Here is a 6904-nt window from a genome sequence, read left to right on the forward strand (position 1 = left end):
CAACTCGCTTTATCTCCTGAAGCCACTGAACCGGCCGCGATGGGTTCGTGTTTCGACGACGAGCACGCCATCCTCGATCCCGGCCCGACGGATGGGGGCTTTGGTCAGGGCGATGCCCAGCGATCTGCCGACCTCCGTCAACACCCGCACCCCCTTGTTCTCGACCAGCAAGACCAAGCCCTCCTCTACAAGCAGGTCGCATTTGGTCGTGCAGTCCTGCAACCCCACAAGGCGGTCGCCCTCAAGGACGTAGAGACGAGTGAATGTCTGGATATAGAGATAGCGATCCGTCTCCAGGATCCTGACTGGCACGGCGCCCACATCGTAGAGGGCGATCGGCTTGCCGGAACCATCGATGCGCAGGACCCGCCCTTGGGTGGTTCCCAGTAACGCCGTGTCGCCACGCCCTGAAAAGGTCGCAGCCTGAAGGCGGTCAGGGCCGCCGCCGGTCGTGAAAGTCACGGTGGCGGAGAACGTCAGTAAGTCCTCAGCGTTTTCCTTACCCTGCAGTTCTTCGTGGCTGGCCCCGGTCAGTGTCTCGTAAGCCGCGTTGACTGCCTTCATCTGGTCCTCGCTACCCGGATTGAGGTCCGGGTGCAGCTGACGCGCTAAGCTGCGGTATTTCTGCCGGATCTCATCCGGCGTTACTGGCAGCTCAAGCTCCTTCAGCGCCTCTTCGATTTCCACGGCGGTTCGCGTATGCCTGCCCATGTCACCCACTTCGAAGGTATGATGATAGGTCTCCACGGGGCGCTCAGGCATACGGACGCCCCACAGAAGCTTTCCGCACTGATCGATGCACCAGGCTTCATCAACAAACGTGTAAAGATATCTGTCCCGGCTGGGGCTGAGTGCGATGCAGTTGAGCGCCAAATGGGGTTCACCCCAAAGAATACCTCCGTTCACGTCAGGATCGAGACGGCGGCGCCCCGCTGCGACTTCGGGCGTGGCGGATAGATCGGTCTCGAAATCGATCTTCAGGTCTGCGCCGTAGACGGTCAGGATGTTCGTTTTCGAACGTGTCGCGAAGCCCTGGCCCTCGGGATGGACATCAAGCGCATAGATCGGACGCTTCAGTCGTTCGATCATCGTGGGGCCGCCCTGCTCGGAGGTGAACATCACTGCGCCCGGCGCACCGAGGCTTGCCTCGGACTTTGCAAGATCATCGAAGGAAAGGACACCGCCACGTGTGGTGAAGTGTTTTCGGAAGGCAGGGTCCGGGCGATCCGCGGGCGCGATCGCCTCTACAGTGAGTTCACGCCAAGCGCCTTCGGCATCCTCGAATGTTTCATTGGTTGCAGGCAGCGTAACCTGGCTGGTCCAGGCCTCCGGAGATGGTGGCAGCGGCACCAAGGTCAGCTTTTCGAGGTTGAGCTCGATGGGCTTCCCCGGCTTGGATCTGGCCTGGTGAGACCCGGGGCGCGGCGGCTCGGTGTAGACTGCCGAAGCGTCCTTGGCGCTCATCTCGACGCCGTCTACGTAGAGCGCGTAGGTCTTTCCGTTCTTGGCGCGGGTGATCTCGCCAGCCTTCTCCAGCCACGAGATCAGGTTGCTAACAATGCGGCCATCCTCGGCGCCCACCTCCGACTTCATCTTGTTCTGCAGGATGCCAGGCTTTGCTGCGACGGCTTTGCGAATGGCGTCGAAGAGGTCGATGGCGGCGAGATGCTTTTCGGCATCAGCGCGGTATTCCTCGAGATGGTCGAATTCCGATACCAGATCATGCAGCATCGCCAGTCCCTTCCGGTCACCGGTGATGGCCAGCATGGTGCCACCCTGAGTGAGCGCTGGCATATTCAGGCTCAGCCTCTTGCCGTGCCCCTTGGGATCTTCAAGCCACTTGCGAATGAGCGGCAGGCTCTTGCGCGCCGCGATGGCGGCGTCCATGTACCTGCGGTCCGAGATACTTTCCTGCAGAGCCTGCAATTGGCTGAAGTAAGCCTGTCCCGGCATTTCGTAGGATTGTGCCTCAAGGCGTTCCCTCGTTTCCCGTTCAAAGTCCTCGAAGCGGCTCTGACGCTCACCGCCTGAGCCGGCCGTTTCGCGGATGGCGGGGAGCCCCTCATCACGCACTGTAGTCTTCCCCGAGCCGAAAAGATTCTTCAAAATGCCGAACATTATGAACCCAACTGTCTGACCTTTATACGGCAATAGTTGGGGCACCCAAAATTACGCATGTCAACCTTCCGGGGCACGAATGGACATTAGCGGCAAGGATGGAGGTCGGTAATGGCTGGGACCGGTCAAGCGTAGCGATAGGTTCGAATGTCCGCAGAGGGTCGACCACGTCGAGAAAGAAGACCACGGTTCCAGACTTTGCAAAGGTCACTATCTGCGCATAGCAGACCTTGGTGCAAGGTGCAGCGAATGTCTGCAATCCGCCCTTGCTGTCGACGGACACGCACGGTCGTTCTACCTCCCTTCAGGCCTTGCAGGGAAGACCTTGGCCGCTTTACTCAAAGGGTAGCTCGTCAGAATGCGCTGTTAAAAAATATAACATATTTTAAAAAGTAAAATAAATCAGATGGAGGGACGGATGCAGGGGCACAACCGTTCTTTTTGCGCACGCTTCTCCTTGGACTGCCTTATCGTGCTGGAGAAAAGGAAGGCCATCATTGGCCCAAAGCCAGCACGTGCGCAAAGCAAGCCTTTTAGAAACGGGATCGTCGAGCAAGAGTAGAAGGGAACCCGAAAACTGGTTCCAGCAGGGATTAGTTCAAAAACCCGACTTTTGTCGCAAAGACGTAATTCCCATGTCGGACGACACTGGCTGCCAATTGGTCATAAGCTTGCACACCTACCGATTCGAAGAAATTATTAATGATAATAAAATCATTTAAAAACAATAATTTACAGTGCGACTTAATTTCATCTCGAGCATAAGTATGCACACCTGACACATAAGCATGCATAGCTAAGGCCAAAAAAAAGGCTCGCAAAGCGAGCCCGATGCATATGGTATTTTCCGGTTTCATCTCTATTCAATTTTCAGCATTTTCAGGAGCTTTGTGCGATCAAGCATGTCACGGTAATCCGGTGCCGTAAAAGGGGACAGGCCTTCCGGCAGGCTAGAATTCTGGGCATAGGCTTCTGCGAAAGTTTCAATAGTGGCCACGTTCACCCCGCGAAACCGGCACATAGCGAAAGCCCGGATCAACAATTCAATGACGAGCCCCCAGCGCGATACGCATGCAAAGTCCAAACGTTCCAGAAAATCCAGATCTACGAGTTCATCGACATCAATGCCTCCGTGAGCGGCATAAGAATAGACGAGCTTGTTCAGCTCATTAAGATCCGGATCCTCTAAAGGATCAGCGCTTTTGCCCAAACTGATTTCATCGAAATGAACCGGGGCCAGGAGATGGGAGAGCTGTTCTTCTGAGTTCACATATTTGGCCAGATCCGGCACGCCTGACAAAATCATGATCAACGGCCATTCAGGCTCTTTCATCAGCGATTTAAAGCTATCCAGGAAGATCCGGTTTGACTTAGCCCCGGGAGCGAAGACGTGCTGACATTCATCGTAATAGAAACCGATAACCCCTTGTTCGCGGCTCTGATGGCGGACCATGCTCCAGATTTCGCTTTGGGTGCGCCGAGGATGAACACTGTATTCAAGCTTGCCCAAAGTCTTCGTGCCGAGATCTTTCCAACTGACTGAGCCGTCCAGCTTGCAATAGAGGATCTTAGCGGTTTTTCCGTTCGGCATTTCGGTTTTACTGGCATTGAATTCATTTACAAGCTTGAGCGTCTCGGCGGTCTTGCCGACCCTGGACTTTCCGGTCACCAGCAAGCCTCTCGCCTCGAACTCCTTGCCGGTGAGGGCCTTTACGTAATAGTCCACTACGCAATTGGTGAAAGCTTCACGCAAGACTGCCGCTCGAGGAAAAGTATAGTGTGCGCTCTGTAAGGGAAGCAATGCTTTGACGTGATTAGGGGTGACACAATCCATTTTATATCCTTGGTAGTTATGTAAGCAGAGTTCACATTTTGTCGGTGCGTTAGGAGAGTTTCCCCAATTCGTCAGGGGGGCCAAGACGCAAGGACTTTTGAGTGGTTTGATTTTTCGATTTCGCCCGAGGCTTCTTGATTGGGCTAACTTCTTCGTTTTCAGGCGTTGGCTTGGATGGTTCGAGATCGATGACCTCGGCGCCACCAAGGGGCAATACTCCTGGGCCCGAGGTGGCGGAGGCTAAAGAACCGGGCGCGACAGTGTCCTGCGGCACCTGATTTTGCACCACCTGTGAAGATGCGAACAGAGCCTTTGCCTTGGTACGGGCCTCTTCGATTGTCACGTAGCTACGTGGCAGACGGCGCTCGACACCGATTTTTTGCAAAAAATCTTGTCGCGCAAGGCGCACCTTTGCGATCCGATCTTCGTAAAGTGTTTTGGTCTCGGGATGTTCATGACGATATTGCGTCATCAGCTCAAGATATTCTGAGACGGTAAGATCCGCGAAAACAGTTGTCTGTAAATTCAACTGATATATCTGCGTATCCCCAGGAACTACCGCTGTTGCAAAATTCAGGTTGTCCGGGTCGATATAGACAGAGACTTTTCTCTGCCATTTGTCGATAACTTCCTGAAATTGGTCGGAAGAATAGTAGAGCCCCTGCAAAACTCTCACCCCTTCATCATTTGGTTTGACCTCGAATTTCCAGCCGAGATGGATGCGCCGAAGTTCTTCATCTATCGGGCGAAAAATCCCCCTGGTTTCATTGAGATCTTTATAGACTTCGGCGGGTCGGCGGCCTCCCATTCCCACACCCATGTGCGGCAATGACGGGTACTCGTCGATAAAGAACTTGGTCAAAATTTCATATAGGTGGTCAATGTTCAGCACGCCGGATTTGGTGGCATCATATCCTGGCAACTCTCCGGGTTTGCGGCCCGTATACCCATGAAGAAGCTTCAACAACATTGCCTCGGTTGTGCCAAACATACGTTCGACATACGGTTTGTCAGCGGAGGCATGGGCTCGCACGTCTGTAATTGTGGAAGAGAGACCGAGCAGCGCCGTCTTGATCTCCGAGTTCCTCAAGCCGGTACCATTATCGTTGCGAACCATGCCGAGGCCTAGGGGAGGCATAGGCTCTCCGTCACATCCATAAATGCGTTTTTCACGGGTTTTGTCGCGAGTTGCCATCCGAAGCAATTGCATTGTGGCCTTGGCCTTTGGTTGATCGCTGACAACCCAGGCTAATGGCATGCGAGTGGCGACGTCGATCATAACCAGAATGGTGAGGCGACTGCGGATTTCCTCATCCGCCCACGCCATGGCCTCCTGTATGTCTTTGGAAAGCGTATGCCAGTAGCCTTTGGCTTTGGCAGAAGTGATCAAGCTTGCCCGACATTCGTCCATCTCACAAAACTCGCCAGGCATCAACGCCCTGACATCCGAACTGCCACGCCCACGTTTGTTTCGGGCGAAGCGGACTCCTTGTGTCGCGACCACAAATTCAGTGGGGGTGAGCTGTTCTTGACGGTGCCGAATAAGGCTCTGCTGTGAAGGGACGGGGAGCGTGGGTAAACCGTTCAGGGAGCGCTGTTTATTCTCGCGATTAATCAGGGCTGTGAGATATGCGTGGACATTCGCCGGAGACGGGCCCTTCAGGTCAAGTCCGATCGTTTCCCACGCCTCCGTCATAAGCTCTTTCAGGCGCCAAGGAAGTCGTGGCTTGCGGTTCCCTTTCAGATGATCAAGTGTCACAAGAGCAGCGATGATATCGTCGTCGTCCTGCAACTCAAGATAGACATCATAGTATTTCTTTAGGGTGCGCCCTTTGTAGAGAAACCACTTCTCCTGATGACCTCCCTTTACTGAGCTGCATTCCAGATACACGCGCTCTCCAAAGATAGCTTCGACGATCTGGCGCAAGAATTTCCGATTGGCATTATTGTTCAAACTGCCGATAGAAATCCTGAAGTCATTCTGGCCTTCTACCACCGTTCGGTGGTTGTAAAGTTGATCGATTGCGACACAGATCGCATAATGGAACCGGCCATAGGCCTGTTGCTTCTCAGTCATCTGCGCAGCAACCGAGAACCCTTTCAACCTCACCCCGGCACTTCCCTGAGGTGACAGGGGGCGCGCATTAAACTTGACGCCCCCTGATTTCACCAACTCTACGAATTTAGAGAACCCGAGAACGTTGATTACACTTCCGTCAGTGTCACTGAGCTCATAACCTGAATCGCCCACTTTGTGCAGCACGAGGCTATGACCTTGGACCGAGATTTCGGTTCCCGCGTCGAAGTTATACCTGGGTGCAATGGTCATGCTACAACATCGATACGAGACCACTCCGCGATAACGTGGTCGAGGTTGGTTAGAAGGTGGCCACGCGCAATGAGGCGCAAGCAGGACTGGAAGACAAGGCATTGCGGCAGCTCAACCGAGGAGATGAGATCGCGCATCAGCCAGAGTTTCTTGTGCTCGCGTGCGGTCCTCAACACAAGGTCATCGGTTTCATCGTCTAATGTCTGGACGGCTTGGTGAAGCCGGAACAAATTTTCCCGCCGCGGACGAGAGTAAAGGCCCGCATCGACAATGATCATGCTATCAGCAGCATCCTTGGGCGTCGCCGACCTGATGGCTTCGATGTCGCGCCAGGTTTTGGGTTTTTTAAGACTATCGCTGTTCCTGACAAAGTAGAGCACACGACGTCCGTCGACAAATTCCGCGAGCACGTCGTGAGTGTAGGTGCGGCGATGGCCATACTCGTCTTTAAATTTCACTGAAAGCGGCTGAAAATGCAGATCGTGCAAGTTCGAGCAAAGCAACAGTTCATGAGCAACCGCAGCTTCTGCAGCACTTTCGGCAATGCCAATTTTGGACTTGCAAGCATTTGCTCGGCAGCAATAGGTCAGCCACAGCCGATGAGCACTAGAGCTGCGAAAGCC

4 protein-coding genes are annotated in these 6904 nt (G+C 54.1%); all 4 read right to left on the reverse strand.

Features of this window, described 5'->3' with window-relative positions:
- Positions 1–9 precede the first annotated feature (9 nt).
- Complete coding sequence (locus KO492_RS00355; RefSeq protein ID WP_216043155.1) at positions 10–2118, reverse strand: J domain-containing protein; 2109 nt, start codon at positions 2116–2118, stop codon at positions 10–12.
- A gap of 859 nt (positions 2119–2977) precedes the next feature.
- Entirely contained in the window at positions 2978–3952 is a 975-nt protein-coding gene (locus KO492_RS00360) for a TniB family NTP-binding protein (RefSeq protein ID WP_216043156.1), read from the reverse strand.
- A 49-nt stretch (positions 3953–4001) separates the two neighbouring features.
- A complete protein-coding gene (locus KO492_RS00365) occupies positions 4002–6281 on the reverse strand; it encodes a DDE-type integrase/transposase/recombinase (RefSeq protein WP_216043157.1) in 2280 nt (759 codons plus the stop codon).
- A partial coding sequence (locus KO492_RS00370; protein WP_216043158.1) for a hypothetical protein occupies positions 6278–6904 on the reverse strand: 627 nt, incomplete at its 5' end. The genes KO492_RS00370 and KO492_RS00365, both read right to left, overlap by 4 nt.

This window comes from Celeribacter halophilus, from assembly GCF_018860305.1.
Taxonomy (GTDB): Bacteria; Pseudomonadota; Alphaproteobacteria; order Rhodobacterales; family Rhodobacteraceae; genus Celeribacter; species Celeribacter halophilus_A.